This window comes from Solwaraspora sp. WMMA2056 (assembly GCF_030345095.1).
In the GTDB taxonomy this organism is placed as follows: domain Bacteria; phylum Actinomycetota; class Actinomycetes; order Mycobacteriales; family Micromonosporaceae; genus Micromonospora_E.
This window is the reverse complement of sequence record NZ_CP128360.1, coordinates 6,020,979-6,045,377: the sequence shown is the minus strand read 5'-3', so window position 1 is coordinate 6,045,377 and position 24,399 is coordinate 6,020,979. Positions and strand designations below refer to the sequence as shown.

The following is a 24,399-nucleotide window of genomic DNA, read 5'->3' as shown; positions in this document are numbered from 1 at the left end:
TTTGTGAGGACCTGTGACGACCATCGCTGCGCAACCACTGACCGACCGCGACTACCCGCGGTTCTCCGATGCGGAGTTCGCCCGACGTGACGCCGCGGTCCGGGCCCGGATGGACGCCCTCGACCTGCAACTCGTCGTGGTGTGCGGCCGGGGCGGCCGCGACCCGAACGTGCTGTACCTCAGCGACTGGTGGTCGACCCGGGAGGCCTGGATCCTGTACCCCCGGCACGGCGATCCGACCATGCTGATCCAGCTGTCGAACCATCTGCCGCTGGCCCGTCGGATGGCCCGGTTCCCCGACGTACGGTTCGGCGGCTCGGCACCGACCGGCTCGGTGGACACCGTCCCCACCCTGATCGAATGCCTGCGTGAGCGCGGCGTCACGACCGGCCGGGTGGGCCTGGCCGGCACCATCACCTGGCGGGAGCACGCCCGGCTCACCGAGGCGCTGCCCGGGGTGGAATGGGTCGAGTTCGGCGGCCAGCTGGTGGACCAGCGCCAGATCAAGAGCGACGAGGAGATGCAGCGGCTGATCGCCTCGGCGCGGATGTGCGACGCCTCCGCGTTGGCGATCGCGGAGCAGGCCCGGCCCGGCATGACCGAGCACGAGGTGGCCCGGATCATCGAAGACAGTTACCTGGCCGACGGCGGGATCAACGGCATCCACTTCATGGTCGCGACCCAGATGTCCGACCCGCGCGGCGGTGTGCCCTGCCAGCACCAGGCCGACCGGCGACTGCAGGTCGGTGACGCCCTCGTCGCGGAGCTCAGCACGAACTACGCCGGCTACTCCGCCCAGGTCCTGCGCAGCTACACGATCGGCGCGGACCCGACCCCGCTGTACGCCCGGCTGCACGACGTCGCGCTCGAGGTCTTCGACGCGGTCTGCACGGCGATCCGGCCCGGTGCGACCGTGTCGGACATCCTCGACGCGGCGGAGGTCGCCCAACGGCAGGGCTTCACCATCTACGACGACCTGGTGCACGGCTGCGCCCAGCTACCGGCCATCGTCCGTACCCGGCAGACCTACCGGGGCGAACCCGAGGGCTTCGTGTACCAGGAGGGGATGTGCCTGGTCGTGCAGCCCAACGTGGTGACACCGGACGGCCTCGCCGGGGTCCAGTACGGCGAGATGTTCCGGGTCACCGCGTCCGGACTCGAATCGTTGCACGCGGTGCCCCGCGAGTTCTTCCGGTGCGGCTGACCGCGTGACCACCACCGACAACCAGGGCCGGGCGCAGCGCAGGTCCCTGCGCCAGCGCCTGGTCATCGACGTCACCCCGCTGCGCGAGTCGCCCGACTTCCGGCGGCTGTGGACCGGACACGCCGTGGCGATCCTCGGCACCCAGATGACCCGGGTCGCTGTGCCGTACCAGGTCTACGTGCTGACCGGGTCCACTCTCATGGTGGGCCTGGCCAGCCTGGCCCAGCTGATCCCGCTGATGGTCTGCTCGCTGCTGGGCGGCTCGGTCGCCGACGCCGTCGACCGCCGCCGCCTGCTGGTGGCCACCGAGAGCATGTTGGCGGTCGTCGTCGGCGGCCTGGCCCTGCTGGCCCTGCTCGACCGGCCGCCGATCTGGGCGATCTTCGTCCTGGTGGCGGTCTCGGCCGGGCTGTCGGCGCTGGAGAGCCCGGCTCGCAGTGCCGCCGTGGCCGGCCTGGTCCGCCGGGAGGTGCTGCCGTCGGCCTTCGCGCTGAACCAGACTCTCACCCAGGTCGGCGCGATCGTCGGGCCGGCCGTCGCCGGCGTGATCATCGCCGGGCTCGGGCTGTCCAGCACGTACGCGCTGAACGTCGTCACGTTCCTGGTCTCCATCGCGGTGCTCAGCCGGATGCGGCCGATGCCGCCGGCGCACGCCGTCACCAAGCCGGGGATCCGTTCGGTGGTCGAGGGCCTGACCTACCTGCGGAGCAAGCCCGCGGTGCTGGGCTGTTTCCTCGCCGACCTCAACGCCATGTTCTTCGGGATGCCGCGGGCGCTGTTCCCGGCGATCGCCCTCGGCCAGCTCGGCGGCGACGCGGTGACCGTCGGGCTGCTGCACGCGGCCCCGGGCGCGGGGGCCCTCATCGGTGCCCTCACCTCGGGCTGGGTCGTCGCGGTGACCAGGCAGGGCCGGGCGGTGATCGTGTCGATCGTCGTGTGGGGTCTGGCGATCGCCGGGTTCGGCCTGTCGCACTGGCTGCCGCTGACGCTGGCCCTGCTCATGGTCGCCGGTGCCGCCGACGTCGTCTCGGCGGTGTTCCGCCAGACCGTCCTGCAGCTCAGCGTGCCGGACCACCTGCGGGGCCGGCTCTCCTCGGTCCACATCGGCGTGGTGACCGGGGGACCGTTGCTCGGCGACGCGCGGGCCGGTGCGACGGCGAGCCTGACCAGTCCGGCGTTCGCGATGGTCTCCGGCGGCCTGGCCTGCGCGGTGATCATGGCGTTCCTCGGTTGGCGGCTGACGGCGCTGCGCCGGTGGACGCTCGCCGATGCCGAGATCGACCGCCGGGAGAACGGGAGCTGACGCATGACGGCGTACCCGCACGATCGCCGTGCCACCCGGTCGCCTCGATTCTGTAGAATCGAAGCGTCGCCGGGTGTGCCGAGGGGCGCGCTCCAGGGGGAGAATCGAGGGCAGGACCGTGTCGTTCGCGGACCACGGGATCACGTCGTTCGCCGGAATCTCGGGGACGGTGCACGAGCGCGTCCGGGACTGGATGCGCTCGGCGATCGTCGACGGCACCCTGAAGCCGGGCTCACGGATCGTTCAGACCGAGATCGCCCAGCTGCTGGGCGTCAGCCCCACCCCGGTCCGCGAAGCAATGCGCGACCTGGCCGCCGAAGGGCTGATCAAGGTCCATGCCCGGAAGGTGGCCACCGTCACCGCCATCGACGCCGCCGAGCTGCGCGACATTCGGCTGCTGCGCGAGACCCTCGAAGGGCTGGCGGCCCGGCTCTGCGCCGAACGGATCACCGAGGCGGAGCTGAACAAGGCCGAACGGATGCAGGAAGAGATGGAACGCGACCCGGACCTCGGCAAGTACGTCGAGCTCAACCGGGCGTTCCACCTCTATCTGTACGACGCCGCCCGGTCACCACGGCTCACCCAGATGCTGCTGTCGCTGCGTACCGCCACACCGGGGATGCTCTCGGTCGCCTTCATGCGGTCGAAGGAACGCCGCCTCGACGGCCTCGACGAGCACCGGCGCTTCCTGAAAGCCTGCCGCGACCGGGACCTCGACGCCGCCGAGGCGATCTTCCGGACCCACTCGTCCGTCGCCTTCCACGAGATGGAAGCCTTCCTGGAGAACCGGCCGATCGACTGAACCACCGGCGGGCCCACCATCGGGGGGCCGACCGGTGAGCGACCCGGACCGCCGCCCGCCCCGCAACCGGCTGGCCGTCGCCGTACCCCCGCTGTTGGTGTTCTTCAACCCGCTCACCCAGCTCGCGTACATCCCGATCTCGGTCGGCCTGGGGCGCAGCCTCGACCTCAGCCCGGCCCAGATCGGCATCACCATCGGCGCGCACAGTGTGGCCACCGCTGCCGCCGGCGTGTTCACCGGACCGCTGCTCGACCTCGTCCCGGTACGCCGGATCCTGCTCCCCGGGATGCTCGTCAACGCCGTCGTGTCGATCCTGCTGTGCCTGTACCAGAGCTACGCCGTCCTCACCGCCGGTCGGCTGCTCACCGGATTCGCCAGCGGCGCGGTCGCGCTCTGTGGCCAGGCACTCGTCGCCGACCTCACCCAGGGCGACCCGAAGGCCCGCGACCGGGGCTACTCACTGTTGCAGACCTTCGTCAGCATGGGAGCCGCGTCGGCGCTCGCGCTCGGCGCGTTCGCCGCCTCCCTGGACCGGCCGGTCCTCGTCTTCGCCGTCGGCGCGGTCTACGCCAGTGTCCTGCTCGGCGTCGTGGTCGTGGCCCGACTCGGCCGCGACCGCCCACCCGCCGCTCACGCACCCGACCTGCCGGTACGCCGCCGGATCGGGCTGACCCTGCGGTCGATCGGCCGGATGCTGGCGCAGCACCGGCGGCGCTGGCTGATCCTGTCCAGCATCGGGATCGGACTGGTGATGCAGGGCAGCCACTTCGGTGTCAGCGTGCTGCTCGACCGGCTCGCCGACGACATGAGCACCCTGGAACGGGTCGGCGTGTCGATCCTCATCCCCTGCGGCGTCTTCACCGGCAGCTTCATCAACCGGATGTCGCTGCGGCGGATCACCCGCGAGCAGCTGTTCACCCGGCTGTACCTGGTCATCCCGTTCGCGGCAGCCGCCTACGCGGTGGTGGCGCTCGCGGCACTGCACGTCGGTGCCGTCGCCCTGACCCTCGTGCTGCTCGGCACCTGCCTGGGTGCCCTGATGCCGCTGTCCATCGCGATCAGCGTCAACTGGAACCCGGAGCTGCGCGCGACAGCCGCCGCCACCGAAGCCCTCTCCCGCAGCGTCGGGCAGACCACCGGCCCGATCGCGGTCGGCGCGCTGGTCGCCGTCGGCGGTGTCGGCACCGTCGGCGTGGTCGTCTTCGGCGCGACTCTGCTCGGGCTCGCCGCCTCCCGCTACATCTTCACCGCCCGGCCCGCTCCACCCGGCTGATCCAGGCGGACCACTACTGCGGCAGAGCAGTATTCCTCCAGGGAATAATTATTCCCTGGAGGAATACTGTCCGACCGGTTCACCGGCCGCACCCGACGCTTGACAGATTCTGACCCGTGCGCGCCGAAAAAGTTGTTGGTCCACGGCTGCCTGCGTCCTCCAGCACACGTCCGGCACTTTGGCCGGCAGGTGACGTGAGGCGAGGTGGCGAGATGATCTACACGAGTTCCGGTGTCGGGTCGGCGCGGCGGTGGATCCGGTGGTGGCCGGCGGCGACAGCCGTCACAGCGGTGGCCCTGGGCGGGCTGCTGCTGCTGGCATTGGTCGCCTGCGGCTCAGGCACCGGCCGGCTCAGCGGACATCCGGACGCTGCCGACGCGACCGGGTCGGCCGGACTCGGCGGCGCGCCGGCCGCGACCGGCTCGAGCGGCGAGCCGCAGACCGGCGACGACGACGGTGGTGCGGAGCACGATCCGGGCGGCAGCGGCGGGGACAGCAGCGGGGACGGCGGCGACGACAGCGGCGGGGACGGCGGCGACGACGGTGGGCCCGAGGTGACGGCGGCAGCCGAGGACTGCGTCGGCTACGACCCGGCGAACCTGACCATCCAGCAGCAGGGCGACGCCTGGCTGATGCGCGACGGCAACCACGCCATCAAGAACTTCGCCACCAAGGTCGACGCCGAGGACGGGGTCAAGGTGGCCCGCAACTGGACGCGAATCTGCTACATCGGCCGGGGCAACGACCGCCCCGACCGGCACCGCTACATCATCACCTACTTCCAGGACCCGTCCGGGCTGCCGTTCGGCCCCGCTCCGCACTTCGACTGCATCCCGTACGACCCGGCGGAGCTGGCGGTGCACGGACCCGACGGCGACGGCTGGGGGCTGCGGGCCGCGGCCACCCCGCTGCTCTTTCTCGCGAGCGCGGCCGACGCCGAACGGGCCCGGCTCGTCGCCAGCGGCAACAGGCAGCTCTGCGTCATCGGGCAGGGCAACGGGATGCCCGACCCGGCCCGCTACCAGCTGGAACATTGGCGACAGTAAAGGTGGCACCTGGACCGTGCCGCCTAGCATCACCGGTATGGACGACCGGACCGTCGTGGCCGCGCTGGTTGCCGGTGACCCGCGCGGCCTCGACGGTGCGTACCGGGCGTACGCCGACCGGCTGTTCACGTACTGCCGGTTTCTGCTGCGTGACGCCGACGCGGCGGCCGACGCGGTGCACGACACGTTCGTCCTGGCCGGGCAGCGGGCGGCGCAGCTGCGCGACCCGGACCGGCTGCGCCCGTGGCTGTACGCCATCGCCCGCAACGAGTGCCTGCGGGTGATGCGTGGCCGACAGCGGCACCTGCCACTGGAGGAGGCCGGCCAGCTGCCGGCGGCGTCGGTCGACCCGGTCACCGGGCTGAGCGCCGAGCAGATCCGCGAGCTGGTCTGGGCCGCCGCCGCCGGGCTCAATCCCGGCGACCGGCAGGTCTTCGAGCTGTCCATCCGGCACGAGCTGTCCGCCGCCGAGGTCGGTGCGGTGCTCGGCGTCTCCGACAGCCACGCGCACGCCCGGCTGTCCCGGGTGCGGGCCCAGCTCGAACGGGCCGTCGGCGCACTGTTGGTGGCCCGGACCGGTACCGCCGACTGCGCCGATCTGGCCGGGCTGCTGCGCGGCTGGGACGGCACCCTCACGGTGCTGCTGCGCAAACGGGTCAGCCGGCACGTCGACGGCTGCACCACCTGCGCCGACCGGCGCCGGCAGCAGGTGCACCCGGCGGCGCTGTTCTCCGCGTACGCGACGCTGCCGTTGCTCGCCGTACCGGCAGATCTCTGGCCCCGACTGGTGTCGACCCACACCGACCCGGCCGAGGCGGCGGCCCGTGCCCGGATCGACCGCCGGGCGGGCCGATTCGACCCGGCGACCGGGTTTCCCCGCCGGTCGCCCGGGCCGCCCGGCCGGCGGACGACCGCGGTCGTGGCGGCGGCCGGAGTGCTGGCGTTGCTGCTCGGCGGTGCCGTCATGGTGCCCCGGCTCGGCGCGGTCGACGACACTGCGCGGTCAGCGCCCGAGCCGCCACCGACGCTGGCCGCTCCGGTGTCGGCGGCGCCGACCAGCACCGCCGGGCCGACCAGTTCGGCGGTGCCGACGGCCTCGGCACCGCCCACCAGCCTGCCGCCGAGCGGTGGTCCGCGTCCGTCGGATCCGGCGCCACCAGCGCCGCCATTGACCGTTGCGGCCGAGGTGACGGTCACCTGCACCGGATCCAGCCGGTACCGGCTGCGGGTGGTCGCCACCGTGGCCGGTGGCCTCGCCGAGTCGGCGGTGCTCACCTGGACCGCTGGTGGGGGCGACCCGTCGCCGTCGTCGAACGCCGGCCCGACGACCGCACCGACGTCCGGGTCCGGTCCGGGTGGGCCCGGTGGCCTCGTCGCCCCGGGTTCGCAGCCCGCCCGAGGCGGCGAGGTGACGATGACCGTCACGGGTGAGACGGTGACCGGCCAGGTCGAGCAGGTGGCCGTTGCGGCGGTGACCTGGCGGGTCACCGTCGTCGACGGCGACGGGCGACAGGCCGGTGCCGGGCCGTACCCGGTCACCAACCCGTGCCCGCCGCCGGGCTGACCGGGCGCGCTGCGCCGAGCTGACCGGCCGCGCTGCGCCGAGTTGACCGGGCGCGCGGACTGTGACCGACCTCCTGCCCGGTCGACGGCACGTCGGTCGAACCGGCAGGATGTCCGGCATGCAGCGCACCCCCGACGGCGGACCTGACACCACCGACCCGGCGTCCGTGTACCACCGGGTCGGCACGGAGAGCGACGTGCCGGCGGTCCTCGCCCTGATCGACGACGCGGTGCGCTGGCTGGCCGAACAGGGCCGGACCGGGCAGTGGGGGACCGAGCCGCAGTCGACGAATCCGCGGCGGATCGCCATGGTCACCGGCTGGGCCAGGGAGAGCGGGCTGGTGCTGGCCTGCGTACCCGGCGACGGCGAGCGGGTCGTCGGGGCGCTCGCCGTCGGCGTGGCCCGGTCCTACGTCCCCCCGGTCAACGAACCCGAGCTGTACGTGAACCTGCTGGTCACCGACCGTGGTTGGGCCGGTCGTGGGATCGGCGGGGCGCTGCTGGACGAGGCCCGGCGGATCGCCGTCGACCGGCGGGCGACCCTGCTGCGGGTCGACTGCTACGCCGGTGGCGACCGGGCGCTGGTGCGCTACTACGAGCGGGCCGGGTTCACCGCCGCCGAGCCGTTCACCATCGACCAGCCCGGCGGCCCGTGGCCGGGGCAGATTCTCAGCCAGCGGATCCGCTGACGAACCCGCCGGCGCGCTGGCCGTCCAGCGATCAGGTCCTCCCGGTTGAGGACCCCGATCCGGTACGCCAGCCGGCCGGGTCGACCCCGCCCGGCACCGCCGATGCCGGTTCGTATGGCCCCCGGGTCAGTATCAGCGTGCCGAGGTCGAGATGGTCGACCGCGCCGGTCGCGTCGCGGACCACCCGCAACGTCTCGCCGGCGTAGAAGCCGTCGATTCCGGCCCAGGTGTCGTCGCCGTTGGAGCGGAAGCGGGTGCCCCGACCCGCCTTGCCGATCGGGGTGAGCTGCAGCGTGCCGTCGCCCAGCAGCCGGATCGCCACCGGCCGTGGACCCCAGTACCACGGCCCGGTCAGGTCGAGCAGCGTCAGGTCGACGCCTGCTGCCGGCCGCCACGGTGGCGGGATCGCCGGCTCCCGGTCGGCGACAATCTTCACCAGGTCGGCGGCAATGTCGTCGACCTGTGGCCCACTGGTGACGTTGGCCAGCACGATCGCGGCGACGTCGGAGTCAGGGCAGGTCCACAGCGCGGTCTGCGCTCTCCGGCGGCGAGGCGGCGGTCCGCATCATCGTCAGTGCCTCGGTGGAGAGCACCCGCGGATTCCCATCGAGGAGGAACGTCGCGAACCGGCTGAGGTCGGCGACGGTGGACCACAGCTGTCCCGCCGGGGCGACGAGGCCGTAGTCCTCGGTCGGCTCGGGCAGCAGCACGTCCGCCCATGGATGCACAGCCCAGCCGGCGGCCACCCGGCGGGGCGGCGCGACCCCGGTGTCGGCCATGCCGAGCGGGCCGAGCACGTCGGCACGCAACGCATCCCCCCAGGGCCGGCCGCGTAGCCGCTCGACCAGTTGACCGAGCAGGGCGTACCCGGGGTTGGAGTATCGGTGCCAGTGCCCGGCCGGCCACCGGTCCTGCGCGGTGCCGAGCACGTCGGACAGGTCGGGCCGTAGCGTGCCGGGGGTCCTTCCCACCACGGACCGGGCGGTTCGGCGGGCAGCCCGGCGGTGTGCGCCAGCAGCTGCGCGACTGTCGCCTCGACGCCACAGCCGGGCAGATGCCGTCCGATCGGGTCGGTCAGCTCGAGTAGCCCATCGTCGCGCAGCCGCAGCACCTGGACCGCGGTGAAGGTCTTGCTGAGCGAACCGATCCGGTAGCCGGTCGATGTGTGTGGCGACGCGCCGTCGACCTCGCCACGGGTGGCGGTCCAGACCGGTCCGGTGCTGCGGACCACGGCCGCGACCATCGACGGGGCGCGGCCGTCGGCCTGGCCAGTGGCGATCCGGTGCAGCAACGCCCGGCGGGTCTGCGGCAGCAGATCGGCGTCCATGCCCGCCATTGTGCCCGGCGTGGCCGGTCGCGGTGCCCCCGATCGGGGCCGCTTCGTGGCATGGTGAGCCGATGGAGACTGCAGATCCCGCGCGGGCACCCGAGGGTGCGCCGCCCTGGCTGGCCCGTCCGGTGGCGGTGCTCGGCGGTGTCGTCGCCGGACAGTTGCTGCTGGCCCGCAGCGACCGGGCGGCGGTGATCCTGACCAGCCTGTTGGCGTACCCGACGGGTTTCGAGTTCGAGATCAGCGCGATCCTGCGGGTCGCGGACCCGGACGGGCACGCTGGGCCACCCCGGCCGCGGACCCCGGTCGAGGGGGTCGGCGGGTTGCAGGTGATGGTCCGGTTCGCCGACGGTACGTCGTTGAGCAGCCTGCACCGGGATCCGCCGCCGGCCGACCTGGAACCGAACGGACCGCTGCTGGTGCCGGTCGTGGCCAGCAGCGACCAGCAGCGGCACGACGCCCGGTTCTGGGTGTGGCCGCTGCCGCCGGAAGGCCCAGTCACAGTGGAGTGTGCCTGGCCGGCGCGCGACGTCGCGCACAGTCGGGTGGAGGTCTCCGGGGCGCTGATCCGGCAGGCGGCGGCCGGTGCCGTCGAGCTGTGGCCGGCAGCGCCGCAGTAGATCTGCATCGGGTGGCGGCGCCGCTGCAAGGTTTCAGTCCGGCAGCAGTGGGGCGGCGGGGCCGAGGTCGCGGCCGAGCAGCACCGCGCGGTCGACCGCGCGGGAGCCGAAGCGGTCCCGGACCGCGTCGAGCGCGGCGTCCAGGTTCTCCCGCCGGGTCGTCCCGGTCGGCGATTCGCCGCCGTCCGGCGTACCGGTCTGCTCCAGCGGCAGGGCCAGTTGGGTGGCGTGCCCGTCGTCGAGGTTGCCGACCGAGACGCCGACCAGGGTGAGCCCGCGTTCGCCGATGATCGGTGCGGCGGCGGCCAGCAGCTGCCGGGCGGCGCCGAGGATGACGTCGGTCTGCGCGGTGGCCCGGGGCAGGGTGTGCGCCCGGGTGGCCTTGGTGAAGTCGCCGAAGCGCAACCGCAGGGTCACCGTCCGGCCGGTCCGGCCGGCGGCCCGCATCCGCCGGCCGACCCGGTCGACCAGCCCGGCGAGGATCGCGTCGACGTCGGTCAATTCTCGACTGGCCCGGCCGAGCGCCTGCTGGGAGCCGATGGAGCCGCGTCGGCCGCCGGTCTGCACCCGGCGGGGGTCCCGATTGTGGGCGAGGGCGTGCAGGTGTCGGCCGGCGGCCGCGCCGACGATGCTGACCAGCGCCGCTTCCCCGAGGCCGGCCACCCGACCGACCGTGGTGATGCCGCGTTCGCGTAGTTTGCCGGCGGTGACCGGGCCGACGCCCCAGAGTCGTTCGACCGGCAGCGGATGCAGGAACGCCAGCTCCTCGCCGGGCGGCACGACCAGTAGCCCGTCCGGTTTGGCGACGCCGCTGGCGACCTTGGCGAGGAACTTGGTGCGCGCCACCCCGACGGTGATCGGCAGTCCGACCTGGTCGCGGACCGCGACCCGCAGCCGGGCGGCGATGTCGGCCGGCGCTCCCGCGAGCCGGCGCAGCCCGCCGACGTCGAGGAACGCCTCGTCGATGGAGAGCGGCTCGACAAGCGGGGTGGTCTGCCGGAACACCTCGAACACCGCCCGGCTGGCCGCCGTATAGGCCGCCATCCGGGGCGGCACCACCACTGCCTCCGGGCAGATCAGCCGGGCTCGCTGCCCCGGCATCGCAGTCCGTACGCCGCGAGCCTTGGCCTCGTAGCTGGCCGCCAGCACCACGCCGGCACCGACGATCACCGGCCGCCCGCGCAGCCGGGGGTCGTCGCGCTGCTCGACCGAGGCGTAGAAGGCGTCCAGGTCGGCGTGCAGGATGTTGGCCTCACCCGCCACCGCGCCATCATCGCACAGATGTTCGACCAACCCGGGCTGACCTGTCCGTACGGCCGAGGTCCGCGGTGACTACTCCGGGACGAGGCGGTAGGCGCCGTCGCTGGCCGAGGTGGCCATCGAGGCGTACGCCCGCAGCGCCGCCGACACCGGCCGGTCCCGGTCGACCGGGGTGTACGGGCGGTCCCGCTTCTCCTGGGCGATCCGGCGGGCCTGCAGCACCTCGTCGGGCACGTTGAGCTCGAGCTTGCGGGCCGGGATGTCGATGACGATCTCGTCACCGGGCTCGACCAGGGCGATCAGCCCACCGGAGGCTGCCTCGGGGGAGGCGTGCCCGATGGACAGCCCGGAGGTGCCGCCGGAGAACCGGCCGTCGGTGATCAGCGCGCAGGCCCGGCCGAGACCACGGCCCTTGAGGAACGATGTGGGGTAGAGCATCTCCTGCATGCCCGGCCCGCCCTTGGGTCCTTCGTAGCGGACGACGACCACGTCACCGGCGACCACCTCGCCGGCGAGGATCGCCGAGACGGTGTCCTCCTGTGACTCGTACACCTTGGCCGGGCCACGGAACGTCAGGCAGTCGTCGGGCACCCCGGCGGTCTTGACCACCGCGCCCTGCGGGGCCAGGTTGCCGTGCAGGATCGCCAGGCCGCCGTCGGCGGAGTAGGCGTGCGCCACGTCCCGGATGCAGCCCTGCGCCGCGTCGGTGTCCAGGCTGGACCAGCGGTTCGTGGTGGAGAACGGTTCGGTGGTACGCACCCCACCGGGCGCGGCGTGGAACAGCTCGACCGCCTCCGGGATCGGCGAGCCGCCCCGGATGTCCCAGTCGGCCAGCCACTTGTCCAGCGACGGCGAGTGCACCGCGTGCACGTCGCGGCGCAGCGCGCCGGCCCGGTCCAGCTCGCCGAGCAGCGCCGGGATGCCGCCGGCCCGGTGCACGTCCTCCATGTGGTACTTCGGTGTGTTCGGCGCGACCTTCGACAGGCAGGGCACCCGACGGGAGATGGCGTCGATGTCGGCGACGCCGAAGTCGAGCTCCGCCTCGCGGGCGGCCGCCAGCAGGTGCAGCACGGTGTTGGTGGAGCCACCCATCGCCACGTCCAGGGCGACCGCGTTCTCGAACGCCGCCCGGCTGGCCACCGAGCGGGGCAGCACCGAGGCGTCGTCGCCGTCGTACCACCGCTTGGCGATCTCCACGACGGTCCGGCCGGCCTCGACGAACAGCGACCGCCGCGCGGCGTGGGTGGCCAGCACCGACCCGTTGCCCGGCAGCGCCAGCCCGACCGCCTCGGTCAGGCAGTTCATCGAGTTGGCGGTGAACATGCCGGAGCAGGAGCCGCAGGTCGGGCAGGCGGAGCGCTCGATGGTGTCGAGCTGGGCGTCGGTGACGGCGTCGTTCGACGCGGCGATCATCGCGTCGATCAGGTCGAGCTTGGCGTGCACCACGCCCTCGACGGCGACGGTCTTGCCGGCCTCCATCGGGCCGCCGGAGACGAACACGGTCGGGATGTTGAGCCGCAGCGCGGCGAGCAACATGCCCGGGGTGATCTTGTCGCAGTTGGAGATGCAGACCAGCGCGTCGGCGCAGTGGGCGTTGACCATGTACTCGACGGCGTCGGCGATCAACTCCCGGCTGGGCAGCGAGTAGAGCATGCCGCCGTGGCCCATGGCGATGCCGTCGTCGACGGCGATCGTGTTGAACTCGCGGCCGACCCCGCCGGCCTCGGCGATCGAATCGGCGACCAGACCGCCGAGGTCCTTGAGGTGTACGTGGCCGGGCACGAACTGGGTGAAGCTGTTGGCGATGGCCACGATCGGCTTACCGAAGTCGTCGTCGGTCATCCCGGTGGCCCGCCAGAGGGCCCGGGCACCGGCCATCGTCCGACCGTGCGTGGAGGTCTTCGACCGCAGCTCAGGCATTCGCCAAGTGTTACACCACGGTTGCCGCGTCGGCCCGGCCAGCCGTGGCGCGTTTCACGTGTCGGGATGTTTGCCGGCCGGCGGGCCGACCCCGGCACCACGGCGCGACACCGATCCGGCACAGTTGTGGCGTGCACCTCCCCCCGGGCATGCAGGCGCTCGCATTGGCGAGCGGGGTGGCGGCTGCGCTCGGCACGGTGTGGCTGTTCGTCGCCGGCCGCCGGCTGACCGGGGCGCTGCGGCAGGCGTACCGGCTCGTCGTGCTCGGTGCCGGCGGGTTCACCGCGACCGTGCTGGTCGCCCTGGTCGCGGTGGTGACGCTGGTCGGCGAAGGGGAGCGGTACGAGGCCCAGCGCGCGCTGCTCGGCACCGGTGTCGCGGTCGGCGGTGCGGTCAGCGGGCTGGTGCTGGCCTGGGGGCTGTTGCGGCTGCCGGCGCCCGGGCGTCCGACGCCGACGCTGCGGCATCTGCTGGACTGCCTCGCGGTCGGCGCCGCGCTGTGGTTCACCGGCTGGGTCCTGGTGGTCGAGCCGACCCGGCTGCTCGGCCCGGCCACCCCGGCCACACCCGGGGGGTTGCTGCTGAGCCTGGCCACGCTCGCGGCGATCGGCGGTGTCACGGTGGTGAGCACGCTGCAGGTGACCGGGGCGGGCGACGACGGGCCGGTGCTCAGCGGCGTCGGTGCGCTCGTCGTCGGGTTCGCCGCGACCGGCGTGGCCGTCGGGGCGGGTTCCGCCGGCTCCGGCCTGGTGTCGGCCAGCGCGGCGGTGCTACCGGTGGGGCTGCTGTTGCTGTGCCTCGGCGCCGCGCGGGCGGGGCGGCGCGGCGTGGACGCCGCCACGGCGCCGGTCCGCCGGGGGTCCGGTTACGTGTTCCTGCCGATGGTGGTGATCGCCGCCGCCGGTCTCTACCACACGCTGCGCGGCGGGGTGTTCAGCCCGCTGGCCGTGCTGGTCGGCTGCCTGGAGGGGTTCGTCCTGGTCGCCCGGCAGTACGTGGCCCTGCTCGACGTGCGCCGCTACGCCGACCAGCTGGCCAACCGCGAGGCGCACTACCGCAACCTGGCGCACACCGATCCGCTGACCGGCCTGGCCAACCGTCGGGCGCTGCTGCGTGAGCTGTACGACTGGGTCGCCGACGCGCGGCCCGGTAGGCTGATCGCCCTGGACCTGGACGGCTTCAAGACGGTCAACGACATGCAGGGCCACGACGTCGGCGACGCCGTGCTGATCGAGGTCGGCCGGCGGCTCGCGGCAGAGGTGGGTGGTGTCGGGGTCGCCGCCCGGCTCGGCGGTGACGAGTTCGCCGTCCTTCTGCCGGTGGCCGACGCGGAGGCGGCGCACCGCCTCGGTGCCCGGCTGCTGGCCGTGCTCAACGAGCCGTACCCGCACGACAAGGGGCCGATCTACGTCTCGGCGAGTATCGGCATGGCGTGCCGGTCGACCGCCCCGGACGTGCCGACGCTGCTGCGCAACGCCGATCTGGCGTTGCGGGCGGCGAAGCAGCGGGGCAAGAACCGGGTGGAGCAGTACGACGTCTCCTACGACCAGGCCCAGCGGCGGCGGACCCTGCTGGAGCACGAGATGCGCGGGGCGATCGACCGCGACGAGCTGCGGTTGGCCTTCCAACCGGTGGTGGCGGTGCCGTCGGTGCGTCCGGTCGGTGCCGAGGCGTTGATCCGTTGGCACCATCCTGAGCTGGGCCGGGTGCCGCCGGACGAGTTCATTCCGCTCGCCGAGGAGTGCGGGATGATCAACCGGTTGGGTGCCTGGGTGCTCGACGAGGCGTGCCGGCAGTTGGCCCGCTGGCTGGCCGAGGGGCACGACGTGTGGGTGTCGGTGAACGTCTCGCCGCACGAGCTGCACGCGCCGGCGTACGTCCTGCAGGTCGACGAGGCGCTGCGGCGGCACCGGGTGCCGCCGCAGCGGTTGGTGCTGGAGGTGACCGAGCACGCGGTCGCCCGGGACCTGGCCGAGCTGATCCGTCGGTTGACGGCGCTGCGGGCCACCGGCGTACGGATCGCCCTGGACGATTTCGGTGCCGGCTACTCGTCGCTCGGGCAGCTGCGCAACCTGCCGATCGACATCCTCAAGATCGATCACAGCCTGGTGGCGGAGCAGGGGCGGCCGGTGGCGCCACCGCCCGGTCGGCGGGCGTTCGCGCCGATGGTGGACGTGGTGATGCGGCTCGGCCACCAGCTGGGCCTGGAGGTGATCGCCGAGGGGGTGACGAACCAGGCGGAGCTGGCGGTGGTGGTGGATGCCGGCTGCCGGTTCGGCCAGGGCGCGCTGTTCGGTTGGGGGGTGCCGGCCGAGCATCTGGAGGCGATGCTGGCGGCGGCGACGTCCGTCGGCGGCCGGCGTCGGGAGGTGCCGTCGTCGCGTACGGAATCGGGATCCGTCGGCCGGTCGGCCACGTCGTCGCAGCCCACCGGCGTTGGCCCGACACCGTCGGCCCAGGATGTGAGATCAGTTGACTCATCGCGTGAGATGCGTCAGGCTTAGCCCCATGTCGCTGACTCTGTCGTCTCGAGTACTTACCTGAGCGCACTCTCCCCGCGAGAGTGCGCTGGCCCCGTGCATCTGCACGAGGGCCGTTTTTATTGCCGTACCCCAGCCGGTTCCGGCCGATCGGTCCCATCTGCCGGATTTCCGCCGAGACCCTGTCACGAGACCACTGAGCTGAAGGCCTGAATCGTCATGACGAGACCCACGCCCGAGACCCTCGCCCACCGCGCCAACCCGGCTGCGGCGGCCGCGCCCACCCCGGCCACCCTCGCCAACGCCGTAACCCCGCCGCCGGCCGCGCCGGTGCAGGTCTCCGGCGCGAGCTCGTTGGTCCGGTCCCTGGAGGCGCTCGGCGTCGACGTCGTGTTCGGTATCCCGGGCGGAGCGATCCTGCCGGCCTACGACCCGTTGTACGACTCGACGGTGCGGCACATCCTGGTCCGGCACGAGCAGGGCGCCGGACACGCGGCCACCGGCTACGCCCAGGCCACCGGCCGGGTCGGGGTCTGCATGGCCACCTCCGGTCCGGGCGCCACCAACCTGGTCACGCCGATCGCAGACGCCTACATGGACTCGGTGCCGATCGTCGCGATCACCGGCCAGGTGGCCCGGCCCATGATCGGCACCGACGCCTTCCAGGAGGCCGACATCCAGGGCATCACCCTGCCGATCACCAAGCACAACTACCTGGTCCAGTCGGGCGAGGAGATCCCCCGGGTGCTGGCCGAGGCGTTCCACCTGGCGGCCACCGGCCGACCCGGACCGGTCCTGGTCGACATCCCGAAGGACGTCCTGCAGGCGCAGACCACCTTCACCTGGCCGCCGACGCTGGACCTGCCCGGCTACCGGCCCACCCTGCACCCGCACGGCAAGCAGATCCGTGAGGCCGCCCGGCTGATGGCCGGTGCCCGCCGCCCGGTGCTCTACGTCGGTGGCGGGGTGCTCAAGGCCCAGGCCACCGAGGGGCTGCTCCGGCTCGCCGAGCTGACCGGCATCCCGGTGGTCACCACACTGATGGCCCGGGGGGCCTTCCCCGACTCGCACCCGCAGCACCTGGGTATGCCCGGCATGCACGGCACCGTGGCCGCCGTGTACGCGCTGCAGAAGGCGGACCTGATCGTCGCGCTCGGTGCCCGCTTCGACGACCGGGTCACCGGCAAGCTGGACTCGTTCGCCCCCGGCGCGGCGGTGGTGCACGCCGACATCGACCCGGCCGAGATCGGCAAGAACCGGGCCGCCGACGTGCCGATCGTCGGCGACGCCCGGCACGTCATCGACGAGCTGATCGAGGCGTACCAGGTCGCCCAGCGGGGTGGGCCGCCCGGCAGCCGACCGGTGGCGGCGCCGCGTGGCGGCGCCGGCGCCGGTGACCGGACCGACTGGTGGACCACCCTCGACGACCTGCGGGAGCGCTACCCGCTGGGCTACGACGAGCCCGACGACGGCACGCTGTCGCCGCAGTACGTGATCCAGCGGTTGGGCAAGCTGGCCGGGCCGGACGCGATCTACGTCGCCGGCGTCGGACAGCACCAGATGTGGGCCTCGCAGTTCATCTCCTACGAGAAGCCGAACACCTGGCTCAACTCCGGCGGGCTGGGCACGATGGGCTACGCAGTCCCGGCGGCGATGGGCGCCAAGGTCGGCCGGCCGGAGACGACCGTGTGGGCGGTGGACGGCGACGGCTGCTTCCAGATGACCAACCAGGAGCTGGCCACCTGTGCCCTGGAGGGCATCCCGGTCAAGATCGCGCTGATCAACAACGGCAACCTGGGCATGGTCCGGCAGTGGCAGACCCTGTTCTACAACGAGCGCTACTCCAACACCGACCTGGGCACCCACAAGCACCGGATCCCGGATTTCGTGAAGCTGGCCGAGGCACTCGGCTGCGTCGGGATGCGCTGCGAGAACGCCGCCGACGTCGACAAGACCATCGCCGCCGCGATGGAGATCAACGACGTCCCGGTCGTGATCGACTTCGTGGTCGGCAAGGACGCGATGGTCTGGCCGATGGTGGCCGCCGGCACCAGCAACGACGAGATCATGTTCGCCCGCGACGTCCGGCCCGCCTTCGACGACGACGATCTGTGACGCGCGAACTGTGCCGTGCGATCCACGGCAACGACCTTGTGACCATCCGGCCCATCCGAGCATGACGAGGAAATGATGACCAAGCACACGCTCTCCGTGCTGGTGGAGAACAAGCCCGGCGTACTCGCCCGGGTCTCCGGACTGTTCTCCCGGCGCGGGTTCAACATCGACTCGTTGGCGGTCGGCGAGACCGAGAATCCGGAGGTCTCCCGGATCACCATCGTCGTCGACGCCGAGTCGTCGCCGCTGGAGCAGGTGACCAAGCAGCTGAACAAGCTGGTCAACGTACTGAAGATCGTGGAACTCGACCCGGCGGTGTCGGTCGCCCGCCAGCTGCTGCTGGTCAAGGTCCGCGCGGACCGCGCGATGCGTTCGCAGGTGCTGGAGACGGTCAACCTGTTCCGGGCCCGCGTGGTGGACGTCGCACCGGACACCCTCACCGTCGAGGCCACCGGCACCTCGGACAAGCTGGAGGCGCTGCTGCGCGATCTCGAACCGTTCGGGATCAAGGAGATGGTGCAGTCCGGCCTGGTCGCGATCGGGCGCGGATCCCGGTCGATCACCACCGGCCCGGCGCTGCGCGCCGCCTGACCGGGTACGCCGTACCCGTCGACCTGCGGCAGACCGCTGCCGCCCGGAAGAGAACGCCGGCCACCGTGGCCGGACACACGAGAGGGAAGTCATGACCGCAGAGGTGTTCTACGACGACGACGCCGACCTGGGCCTGATCCAGGGCAAGAAGGTCGCCGTGCTGGGGTACGGCAGCCAGGGCCACGCCCACGCGCTGTCGCTGCGTGACTCCGGCGTCGACGTCGTGATCGGCCTGCCGGAGGGCTCCAAGAGCCGGGCCAAGGCGCAGGAGCAGGGGCTGCGGGTGCTGACCCCGGCCGAGGCGTCGGCCGAGGCCGACGTGATCATGGTGCTGGCGCCGGACACCGCGCAACGGTCGCTCTACACCGAGGCGATCGCCCCGCACCTGACCGCCGGCAAGGCGCTGTTCTTCGGCCACGGCCTGAACATCCGGTACGGGTTCATCACGCCGCCGGCCGACGTGGACGTGGCGATGGTGGCCCCGAAGGGCCCCGGTCACCTGGTGCGCCGGCAGTACGTCGACGGCAAGGGCGTGCCCGCGCTGGTCGCGGTCGAGCAGGACGCCACCGGCACCGCCTTCGACCTGGCCCTGGCGTACGCCAAGGCGATCGGTGGCACCCGGGCCGGCGTGATCAAGACCACCTTCAAGGAGGAGACCGAGACCGACCTGTTCGGTGAGCAGGCGGTGCTCTGCGGTGGCGCGGCGGCGCTGGTGCAGACCGGTTTCGAGGTGCTCACCGAGGCCGGCTACGCGCCGGAGATCGCGTACTTCGAGTGCCTGCACGAGCTGAAGCTGATCGTCGACCTGATGTACGAGGGCGGCATCGCGCGGATGCGGTACAGCGTGTCGGACACCGCCGAGTACGGCGACTACTCCCGTGGGCCGCGGGTGGTGGACGCCCGGGTCAAGGACGAGATGCGCAAGATCCTCGCCGAGGTGCAGTCGGGCGAGTTCGCCCGCGAGTGGATCGCCGAGGACGACGCCGGCCGGCCGAACTTCGCCAAGTGGCGGGCCGAGGGTGCGGCGCACCCGATCGAGGAGACCGGTCGCAAGTTGCGCGGCATGATGAGCTGGGTCGACCGGCCGATCACCGAGACCGCCTGAGTCAGTACGGCCAGTGACGCTGGCCATCCGCAGAGCCCGTCACCGACGGTAGTTGGTGTCGGGCTCTGCGGCGATATTGCCGGGGTCTGCGTTACCGGAAGATTGCGGCTCGGGGTCGATTCCGGGTAGTTGGCCACTGGTACCGGTAATTGACCTACGGTTACAGCTAGTTAATGCAGGGCTCGGGTAATGTGCCCCGCATGCGTCTGGAGCAATCGCACCGTACGGAGCGCTTCGGTGCCGTTCGCATCCATGAGCTTCAGCGTGTCATCGAGCTGGACTCGGGGGATGCCGCGGGTGATCTGGGGCGTGGGCTCGTATCGCAGGACGACATCCGCACGATCGAACGTGATCTGGTGGTGGTCATTCCCTGCATGAACGAGACACGCAGGGTGATCGAAGGAGTGCTCTCCGGTATTCCGCACGACTGCCTGATCGTGCTGGTGTCCAACAGCGCCCGGCAGCCGGTGGACCGTTATGAAATCGAGGCCCATACGGTCGAGCAGTTCTGCCGGTCCGCCGACCGTCCGGCCATCACCGTGCATCAGCGCGATCCCGGGCTGGCCGCAGCCATGAAGGCGGCCGGGATGCCGGAGCTGATCGACGACAGCGGGCTGGTCCGTACCGGCAAGGGCGAGGCGATGCTGATCGGCATGGCGGTGGCCGCGCTGACCGGTCGCCGGTACGTCGGCTACGTCGACGCGGACAACTACGTACCAGGTGCGGTGCACGAGTACTGCAAGGTCTACGCGGCCGGCCTGCACCTGGCCGACAGCCCGTACGCGATGGTCCGGATCTCCTGGCACTCCAAGCCCAAGCTGCGTGACGGCCGGCTGTTCTTCAGCCGCCGGGGCCGCAGCTCCGAGATCACCAACAGTTTCCTGAACCGGCTGATCGCCGAGTACTCCGGATTCGGCACCGAGGTCATCGCCACCGGCAACGCCGGCGAGCACGCCCTCAGTCTCGAGCTGGGGCTGCGACTACGGCTGGCCGGCGGCTTCGCCGTCGAACCCTACGAGTACGTCGACCTGTTCGAGCGCTTCGGCGGGGTCCTGGAGAGCGACTGCCCGCCGGTGCTCGCCAGCGCGGTGCCGGTGCTGCAGGTCGAGACCCGCAACCCGCACTTCCACGACAACAAGGGTGAGGACCACGTCCAGGGCATGCGGATGCAGGCGCTGAACGTGCTCTACCACTCGCCGGTCTGCCTGCCCGCCGTACGGGAGGCGATCGTCGAGTTCATGGTCGCCCAGGGCGCGCTGGCCCCCGGTGCCGAGCCGCCGCGCGAGCGGATCTATCCGCCGGTCGGTTCCCTCGCGTTCGACCTGCTCTTCGACACGCTGGACGCGGAGGCCGAGACGTTCCGGCAGATCGGCGAGGGGGTCATCGACCGGGCCCGGATTCCACGCCAACCGGTCGGACCGGTCGCCACGACCTGAGTCCGGGCCGCCGGCCCGTGCGGTGATCAGGGGCGGTTCCGGAGCAGGTACGGGTGTCCCGCGCACGCGGGCCTCGTCACATCCGCCGAGCGTCTGCCGAGCTTCTGTCGACGGCAGGACCCGGCCGGACGGGTGTTAGGTCTGATTTGTGAGGGCCCTCACCCCCGGCCCCGAGTCCTGCCGTCCACGGGTGCGCCTACGATCGCGGGTAGGCCGCCTCCGTGCCGTGCGAGACCCGCCGGGGAGGAAGCGTAGGGCGCAGAGCGGCGCCCCACCGCCGCAGATACCCGTCCCGGACGACCTTGAGGACCCATGAATCCTGTCGTACTGATCGCCGAAGAGCTCGCGCCCGCCGCTATCGACGTGCTCGCCCACGACTTCGATGTCCGTCACGTCGACGGCACGGACCGCCCCGCACTGCTCGCCGCGCTCGCCGACGCCCACGCGGTGATCGTGCGCAGCGCCACCCAGATCGACGCCGAGGCGCTGGCCGCCGCCCCACGGCTCAAGGTGGTCGCGCGGGCCGGGGTCGGCCTGGACAACGTCGAGGTACCGGCCGCCACCGCCCGTGGCGTGATGGTCGTCAACGCCCCGACCTCGAACATCGTCTCCGCCGCCGAGCAGGCCATCGCCCTGCTGCTCGCGGTGGCCCGCAACACCGCCAGCGCCAGCGCCGCGCTCAAGGCCGGCGAGTGGAAGCGGTCGAAGTACACCGGCGTGGAGATCCAGGGCAAGACGGTCGGCGTCGTCGGGCTCGGCCGCATCGGGGTGCTGTTCGCCCAGCGGATCGCGGCCTTCGGGACCCGGCTGATCGCCTACGACCCGTACATCCAGCCGGCCCGGGCCGCGCAGCTCGGGGTCCGCCTGGTCGGGCTGGAGGAGCTGCTGCGGGAGAGCGACTTCATCTCGATCCACCTGCCGAAGACCCCGGAGACCCTCGGTCTGATCGGCGAGAAGGAGCTGGCGATCGTCAAGCCCGGGGTCCGCATCGTCAACGCCGCCCGGGGCGGGCTCGTCGACGAGCAGGCGCTGGCCGACGCCCTCGCCGAAGGCCGGGTCGGCGGCGCCGGTGTCGACGTGTACGCCAAGGAGCCGTGCACCTCCTCGCCGCTGTTCGCCTTCGACAACGTGGTGGCCACCCCGCACCTGGGTGCCTCCACCGCCGAGGCGCAGGACAAGGCCGGGCTGGCCGTGGCCCGCAGCGTCAAGCTGGCCCTGCAGGGCGAGTTCGTGCCGGACGCGGTCAACGTCCAGGCCGGCGGCGTGGTCGCCGAGGAGGTCCGTCCGCTGCTGCCGTTGGCCGAGCGGCTCGGCAAGGTCTTCACCGCGGTCGCCGGGGTGGTCGCTGCCAGCGTCACCGTCGAGGTGCGCGGCGAGGTCGTCGCCAACGAGGTGTCGGTGCTCAAGCTCGCCGCGACCAAGGGCCTGTTCGCCTCGGTAGTCGAGGAGCAGGTGACCTACGTCAACGCGCCGCACCTGGCGGCCGAACGGGGTGTCGAGGTCGAGCTGGTCACCCACCCGGACACCGTCGAGCACGCCAACCTGGTGACGGTCCGCGGGGTGCTGCCCGACGGCGGTACGGTCAGCGTCTCGGGCACCGTGGTCTCCACCGCCGGTCGCGACGTCATCCGGCTGACCGAGGTCGACGGGTTCGACCTGGAGCTCACCGCCGACGGCATCCTGCTGTTCTTCCGGTACACCGACCGGCCCGGCGTGGTCGGCAGCATCGGGTCGATCCTCGGCGAGGCCGGGGTCAACATCGCGGCGATGCAGGTGGCCCGACGTTCCGCCGGCGGTGAGGCGCTGATGACCCTCACCGTCGACTCAGCGGTCGGCGCGGAGTCGCTGAGCACCGCCGCCAGTTCGATCGGGGCGACCGCGGCCAGCGCCGTCGACCTGCGCGACGAGTAGGAGTCACCGCCACAGCAAGGCAGGTACCGGTGCGGCGGTTCGGGGACCTCGTCCCCGAACCGCCGTCGGCTCAGCGGGTCGGCGCGCTGGTCGTCGGCGGGTAGACCGAGCCGTCCTGCGGATCGAGCAGCAGCAGGTCGTGCTCCTGGGCCAGCCGTTCGATGGCCAGCAGGACCGCGTCGTCGCAGGTGTCGCGGAGATTCATCTCGATGTGATCCGTTGCGGTGTGTAGTGGGACCTTTGCCCACGGGCACTCCTCGCCGGTGGCGGCGGCACCCCGGTCCGGGTAGTCGGCGGTCAACGCGGCGTGGAACGACGTGATCCGGCGGTCGGTGTCGCCATCGGCATGCTCGCCCTGCCGGCACAGTTCGTGCGCGGCGTGTACGTCCGCCGAAGTGGACTGATCGTCCAACGCCCATACGACTAGATCGAATGTCACGCGCACAGCGTGCCATCCACCCGGCCGAGGATTCCAACCAGTGGGGTGGTCGACCGGCCCGGATGGCGAATTTGGGTCCTTGCGTCCGGTTGTGGGTAATCGATAACGTGTCGATGCGGTCGCTGGGGAAGTCGTGGTGCGGTCACGTCTTCGGGTGACGTCCGATCGCGCCGTCGGCCCCCGCCGACGGCACCCCGGTGCGCGGGCCGAGCGCGCGTGTCGCCGGTCAGCTCCCGTGGTCACTTGCCGAGACCACGGGGGCTGACCGGGCCGTCGTCGGACCGCCGGTCAGCATCTGGTAGCCGTCGACGGTGGGAAACCAGTGCAGACCGGCCGGGCCGGCGGCGAACAGCGCCGTCGCGTAGCCGTCGGCCACCGCGAGGTCGGGGCCGATCACCGTCGCCGCTGATTCCCGCCGTACCACGGTGCCGCGGTGCGGGTCGATCACCGGGCTGTGGCGGCTGGTCAGTCCACAGGTGCCGATGGCGCCGTCCACCATGGTCACCACCGTCGGTGGTCGGTCCGCGGTGCCCGGGGCGGCGGGCGAGAACAGGGCGATCCGCCACGGCCCACCGTGTGGCGCGTGTCCACGTACCGTCAGGTCGCCGCCGCTGACCACGGCGTAGTCACTGATTCCGGCCGCGCGCAACCGGCTGGCGGCGCGTTCGACCGCCCAGCCCTTGATCATCCCGGCCGGGTCGAACCCGCCGGGGACCGCCCACGGATCGAACCAGCCCTCGGTGGCGACCCGCATCGCCAGGCACCGGTCCACGATGTCTGCCAGTGGCGGGTAGATCTCGGGGGCCACTTCGCCCCGGCGCAGCAGGGAGACCAGGCTGTTGGGTCGCAGTGGACTGTAGGTGACGTCGACCGCCCGCAGTTCGGCCACCGCGTCGGCGATCGCCTCGCTCAGTCCACGTCGGCCGATCCGCTCATCGGCGACCAGGACGAACCGGAACTCGGCGGTCGAGGTGGTGACGGTGTGCCGGGCCACCAGCAGGCCGGGGGAGTGCCCGTCGCCGGGCGGTGCGGCGGCGGCCGTGCCGATCCGCAGGTCTGGGGGCTCCGGCTGGGCCGCGCGTCGTGCCAGCATCGTCGGCGTTCTCCTTCACACCGGCGCCCGGTGCCGGTCTTCACCTACAGTAGCCGTCCGGCATGGGTAAAGTGTTGGGCCCGGCTGTGTGGTAGCTGTGCGCGACCAGCTGCCCGGCAGATCGGCAAGTGTCCGAATCATGGGACTCGCGTACCGTTTCGCGGGATGATCGCTTAACGTTCGCTAGGCGTTCGATGGTTCTGCGACGAAGGAGTGGAC

Annotated in this window: 19 protein-coding genes and 1 pseudogene; 14 read left to right on the top strand and 6 right to left on the bottom strand. The window is 72.1% G+C overall.

Annotation, left to right across the window (positions count from 1 at the left end; genetic code table 11):
• Positions 1-13: 13 nt before the first annotated feature.
• The 7 genes from O7608_RS27375 to O7608_RS27345 all read left to right on the top strand — a co-directional run bounded on the left by O7608_RS27375 (position 14) and on the right by O7608_RS27345 (position 7,880).
• Complete coding sequence (locus tag O7608_RS27375; RefSeq protein WP_289207296.1) at positions 14-1,204, top strand: M24 family metallopeptidase; 1,191 nt, start codon at positions 14-16, stop codon at positions 1,202-1,204.
• Positions 1,205-1,208: 4 nt separating this feature from the next.
• Positions 1,209-2,507 (top strand): MFS transporter, encoded by a 1,299-nt coding sequence (locus tag O7608_RS27370; RefSeq protein ID WP_289207295.1) that lies wholly within the window; start codon positions 1,209-1,211, stop codon positions 2,505-2,507.
• Positions 2,508-2,625: 118 nt separating this feature from the next.
• A complete protein-coding gene (locus O7608_RS27365) occupies positions 2,626-3,309 on the top strand; it encodes a GntR family transcriptional regulator (protein WP_289207294.1) in 684 nt (227 codons plus the stop codon).
• Between the two features lie 34 nt (positions 3,310-3,343).
• Positions 3,344-4,582, top strand: coding sequence for an MFS transporter (locus O7608_RS27360; protein WP_289207293.1), 1,239 nt, complete (start codon positions 3,344-3,346; stop codon positions 4,580-4,582).
• A 212-nt stretch (positions 4,583-4,794) separates the two neighbouring features.
• The gene (locus O7608_RS27355) at positions 4,795-5,628 is read left to right on the top strand and encodes a hypothetical protein (RefSeq protein ID WP_289207292.1); all 834 of its coding nucleotides are present in this window, start codon (positions 4,795-4,797) and stop codon (positions 5,626-5,628) included.
• Between the two features lie 37 nt (positions 5,629-5,665).
• Entirely contained in the window at positions 5,666-7,192 is a 1,527-nt protein-coding gene (locus O7608_RS27350; protein WP_289207291.1) for an RNA polymerase sigma factor, read from the top strand.
• 118 nt (positions 7,193-7,310) lie between these two features.
• Positions 7,311-7,880, top strand: a complete 570-nt coding sequence (locus tag O7608_RS27345; RefSeq protein WP_289207290.1) for a GNAT family N-acetyltransferase — start codon at positions 7,311-7,313, stop codon at positions 7,878-7,880.
• A gap of 31 nt (positions 7,881-7,911) precedes the next feature.
• Here O7608_RS27345 and O7608_RS27340 read toward each other — a convergent pair whose 3' ends face one another.
• Complete coding sequence (locus O7608_RS27340; protein ID WP_289207289.1) at positions 7,912-8,370, bottom strand: DUF7586 domain-containing protein; 459 nt, start codon at positions 8,368-8,370, stop codon at positions 7,912-7,914.
• Between the two features lie 19 nt (positions 8,371-8,389).
• Positions 8,390-9,123: pseudogene (locus tag O7608_RS27335) on the bottom strand (serine hydrolase domain-containing protein).
• 155 nt (positions 9,124-9,278) lie between these two features.
• On the opposite strand from O7608_RS27335, the gene O7608_RS27330 reads away from it, so the two are divergent.
• On the top strand, positions 9,279-9,830 hold the full coding sequence (locus O7608_RS27330; RefSeq protein ID WP_289207288.1) for a hypothetical protein: 552 nt from the start codon (positions 9,279-9,281) through the stop codon (positions 9,828-9,830).
• Between the two features lie 33 nt (positions 9,831-9,863).
• On the opposite strand, the gene dinB is transcribed toward O7608_RS27330, so the two are convergent.
• Together dinB and ilvD are read right to left on the bottom strand one after the other, a co-directional pair.
• Positions 9,864-11,093, bottom strand: coding sequence for a DNA polymerase IV (gene dinB, locus O7608_RS27325; protein WP_289207287.1), 1,230 nt, complete (start codon positions 11,091-11,093; stop codon positions 9,864-9,866).
• A 69-nt stretch (positions 11,094-11,162) separates the two neighbouring features.
• Entirely contained in the window at positions 11,163-13,010 is a 1,848-nt protein-coding gene (ilvD, locus tag O7608_RS27320; protein ID WP_289207286.1) for a dihydroxy-acid dehydratase, read from the bottom strand.
• Positions 13,011-13,141: 131 nt separating this feature from the next.
• On the opposite strand from ilvD, the gene O7608_RS27315 reads away from it, so the two are divergent.
• The 6 genes from O7608_RS27315 (at position 13,142) to serA (ending at position 22,648) form a co-directional block, all read left to right on the top strand.
• Positions 13,142-15,514 carry a putative bifunctional diguanylate cyclase/phosphodiesterase gene (locus O7608_RS27315; protein ID WP_289207285.1) on the top strand — a complete coding sequence of 791 codons (2,373 nt, stop codon included), beginning with the start codon at positions 13,142-13,144 and terminating at the stop codon, positions 15,512-15,514.
• Positions 15,515-15,709: 195 nt separating this feature from the next.
• Positions 15,710-17,605: an acetolactate synthase large subunit gene (locus O7608_RS27310; RefSeq protein ID WP_289207284.1), complete on the top strand. Its 1,896-nt coding sequence runs from the start codon at positions 15,710-15,712 to the stop codon at positions 17,603-17,605.
• Between the two features lie 75 nt (positions 17,606-17,680).
• Complete coding sequence (ilvN, locus tag O7608_RS27305; RefSeq protein WP_282226123.1) at positions 17,681-18,196, top strand: acetolactate synthase small subunit; 516 nt, start codon at positions 17,681-17,683, stop codon at positions 18,194-18,196.
• A 91-nt stretch (positions 18,197-18,287) separates the two neighbouring features.
• On the top strand, positions 18,288-19,301 hold the full coding sequence (ilvC, locus tag O7608_RS27300; protein WP_289207283.1) for a ketol-acid reductoisomerase: 1,014 nt from the start codon (positions 18,288-18,290) through the stop codon (positions 19,299-19,301).
• Between the two features lie 173 nt (positions 19,302-19,474).
• Positions 19,475-20,737, top strand: coding sequence for a mannosyl-3-phosphoglycerate synthase (gene mpgS / locus O7608_RS27295; protein ID WP_353850468.1), 1,263 nt, complete (start codon positions 19,475-19,477; stop codon positions 20,735-20,737).
• A gap of 312 nt (positions 20,738-21,049) precedes the next feature.
• Positions 21,050-22,648, top strand: coding sequence for a phosphoglycerate dehydrogenase (serA, locus tag O7608_RS27290; protein WP_289207281.1), 1,599 nt, complete (start codon positions 21,050-21,052; stop codon positions 22,646-22,648).
• A gap of 70 nt (positions 22,649-22,718) precedes the next feature.
• Here the strand turns inward: serA and O7608_RS27285 are convergent, their stop codons facing one another.
• Together O7608_RS27285 and O7608_RS27280 are read right to left on the bottom strand one after the other, a co-directional pair.
• A complete protein-coding gene (locus O7608_RS27285) occupies positions 22,719-23,087 on the bottom strand; it encodes a hypothetical protein (RefSeq protein WP_289207280.1) in 369 nt (122 codons plus the stop codon).
• A gap of 226 nt (positions 23,088-23,313) precedes the next feature.
• On the bottom strand, positions 23,314-24,180 hold the full coding sequence (locus O7608_RS27280; RefSeq protein ID WP_289207279.1) for an FAD:protein FMN transferase: 867 nt from the start codon (positions 24,178-24,180) through the stop codon (positions 23,314-23,316).
• Positions 24,181-24,399 lie beyond the last annotated feature (219 nt).

Coding starts and splice junctions, on each gene's coding strand:
- ilvD (WP_289207286.1), bottom strand. CDS start 13,010: ATGCCTGAGCTGCGGTCGAAGACCTCCACGCACGGTCGGACGATGGCC.
- O7608_RS27345 (WP_289207290.1), top strand. CDS start 7,311: ATGCAGCGCACCCCCGACGGCGGACCTGACACCACCGACCCGGCGTCC.
- O7608_RS27280 (WP_289207279.1), bottom strand. CDS start 24,180: ATGCTGGCACGACGCGCGGCCCAGCCGGAGCCCCCAGACCTGCGGATC.
- O7608_RS27350 (WP_289207291.1), top strand. CDS start 5,666: ATGGACGACCGGACCGTCGTGGCCGCGCTGGTTGCCGGTGACCCGCGC.
- ilvC (WP_289207283.1), top strand. CDS start 18,288: ATGACCGCAGAGGTGTTCTACGACGACGACGCCGACCTGGGCCTGATC.
- mpgS (WP_353850468.1), top strand. CDS start 19,475: ATGCAGGGCTCGGGTAATGTGCCCCGCATGCGTCTGGAGCAATCGCAC.
- ilvN (WP_282226123.1), top strand. CDS start 17,681: ATGACCAAGCACACGCTCTCCGTGCTGGTGGAGAACAAGCCCGGCGTA.
- O7608_RS27330 (WP_289207288.1), top strand. CDS start 9,279: ATGGAGACTGCAGATCCCGCGCGGGCACCCGAGGGTGCGCCGCCCTGG.
- serA (WP_289207281.1), top strand. CDS start 21,050: ATGAATCCTGTCGTACTGATCGCCGAAGAGCTCGCGCCCGCCGCTATC.
- O7608_RS27310 (WP_289207284.1), top strand. CDS start 15,710: ATGACGAGACCCACGCCCGAGACCCTCGCCCACCGCGCCAACCCGGCT.
- O7608_RS27355 (WP_289207292.1), top strand. CDS start 4,795: ATGATCTACACGAGTTCCGGTGTCGGGTCGGCGCGGCGGTGGATCCGG.